At 40.1% G+C, this 2,119-nt stretch carries 2 protein-coding genes and 1 pseudogene; all 3 read right to left on the reverse strand.

The window, feature by feature from the left end:
- Positions 1 to 75 precede the first annotated feature (75 nt).
- Positions 76 to 588: a hypothetical protein gene (locus OCI93_RS20790; protein WP_261627242.1), complete on the reverse strand. Its 513-nt coding sequence runs from the start codon at positions 586 to 588 to the stop codon at positions 76 to 78.
- A gap of 198 nt (positions 589 to 786) precedes the next feature.
- Positions 787 to 1,761, reverse strand: a complete 975-nt coding sequence (locus OCI93_RS20795; protein ID WP_261627243.1) for a transposase — start codon at positions 1,759 to 1,761, stop codon at positions 787 to 789.
- 137 nt (positions 1,762 to 1,898) lie between these two features.
- Positions 1,899 to 2,119: pseudogene (locus OCI93_RS20800) on the reverse strand (transposase); the annotation flags it as partial.

The raw sequence follows: 2,119 nt of genomic DNA on the forward strand, positions 1-2,119 counted from the left end.
CAGTTAAATAAATTGACTGATGATGATCAGTTAAGCTAATTTAAAAACGGCTCTACAAAATGATAAATCAAGTGATCAAAGCTGATGAGAATCGGTGATCAAAGTCATGAGAATGCGCACTGGGTCCGACTTACTCATTGAGTATACATGAGTTTTCTTATAACTTTCATAGTAAGGAACCCTATGCCAATTCATAGCTCGAAATTGAATCCCTAAGGGTATAGCTACTCCAGTTGTGAGGTCAGGCAGTTTAGGTATCCCGAAAATAAATCCCATTGCAGCTGAAAATGCTTCATCCCATGAAGTATCTTTCCAGTTCCCACCTGTCTCATAAAGCACTACTGGAGAACCATCCTTGTTATATACAGGAAATTCATAATTGACTTGCTTTCTGAAAACAGTACGACCCGGCTGACTTTCCTCCGTATTTTCTTGATTCACGAGCTCTTTTTTACTAGAACCACTACCATCACCCGACACTCTCACTGAGGCCTTATGATTCTCACCACCGATATCTGTTACACTGATATTAGCTTTACCAACAGTCGCACTCGCAGATGTCAGTGCGCCATTCGTAAATCCAGACAACCAATAAACTAGACAGCCATTATTAAATAATCAGACAATGGACATTCAAAGCCAGCTCCTTTGATATTATTTTATGCCAAAAGCACTTTTCACTACTATTTTTAGTTTTATCCGAGGATTTGAATGGTAATTACAAAAAATTAGTCGCGGTTTTGCCTACTTTATCAGCATCATTGGTGTTTTCGGTTATAGAGTAATTTAAGCGAATAACTTTTCACATTGGCTGATGCTGGTTCGCCGTTTTACTTCTAAATGTGTGTAGTAGCCATCAAGCTTATTGGGTCGCCCTACCGCCCCTTTGAACACTTTGGTAAATTGTGTGGTGAGTTTTAACCAGTTTTCAGGTGCTATGTTTAATCGCTCTAAAATAGGAAGTGTGCGCTGCTCTATATGCCCGCGTTTGTCTTCTCGCATACAACGCCCTGTTAGCTCAACTAACTCTAAGTATGACTTTAACTCAAAGGGCAGCCCTTTGGGCATGTGTTTTCTGGGGCTACCTGCAAAGCGGGCAAGTTGTTTGGGTTGTTTAGCGTCTTTGGCTGATTTAATTCGCTTTTGCACGCTGGTGTGCTCAGAGTCTTCTGGTGTTTTTGCCATCTTCGCTCTGATGGGGTTTAAGTCAACATACGCCATACAGGCTGCCAGTGCGGCTTCATCTAAGAGTGCTTGAGATTTAAAACGCCCTTCCCAAAATCGGCCTGTGCAGTTATCTTCTTTATTGGCTTTTCTGGCTATATCTTCATTGAGTACGCGCATAAACCAGCTAATATCCGCCAGTCGTTTACGATAATCGGCAATGGTACGATTTAAAAAGAATTGTTGCGCTTTATCCAGCTTATCGCCTTGTAAATATTTTTGTGTAAGCAGCGTGCCTTTGAATAATTTGTGCCAACGAATAAGTATGGCTTTATCATTCAGCCGCTTAGCTTTTTTATCATCCACATACAACACAATATGCGTATGATTGCTCATCACTGCATAAGCACACACATCAATACAAAATACTTTGGCTAGCCCTAGTAGTTTATCTTCTACCCATTGCCTGCGGTGCTCATAACTTTTGCCTGTTACCGTATCATCACCACACAAAAAAGCACGGCGAACACACCGTGATATACAGTGATAATATTTTGTATCAACCAAACTCACCTGCCTTTTACGTGCCGTTGCCATGTTAGCTGCCTACCTTTTGACTAGATAGATAAAAGATAGGCGATGAACAAAAAATGCGCAAATAAAAATGGGTGTCTTGTTTATTTTTTGGCAATGAATGAAAAACAAGCAAATAAAAGTGGGTGTCTAGTTTATTTTATATCTTCATTGAGTACGCGCATAAACCAGCTTATATCCGCCAGTCGTTTACGATAATCGGCAATGGTGCGATTTAAAAAGAATTGTTGCGCTTTATCTAGCTTATCGCCTTGTAGATATTTTTGTGTAAGCAGCGTGCCTTTGAATAATTTGTGCCAACGAATAAGTATGGCTTTATCATTCAACCGCTTGGCTTTTTTATCATCTACATACAACACAA

Origin of the sequence: Pseudoalteromonas holothuriae (assembly GCF_945859825.1) — a bacterium.
In the GTDB taxonomy this organism is placed as follows: Bacteria; Pseudomonadota; Gammaproteobacteria; order Enterobacterales; family Alteromonadaceae; genus Pseudoalteromonas; species Pseudoalteromonas holothuriae.

Excerpts from the sequence above, each read along its gene's own strand:
- OCI93_RS20795 (WP_261627243.1), bottom strand. The coding sequence starts at position 1,761 with ATGGCAACGGCACGTAAAAGGCAGGTGAGTTTGGTTGATACAAAATAT.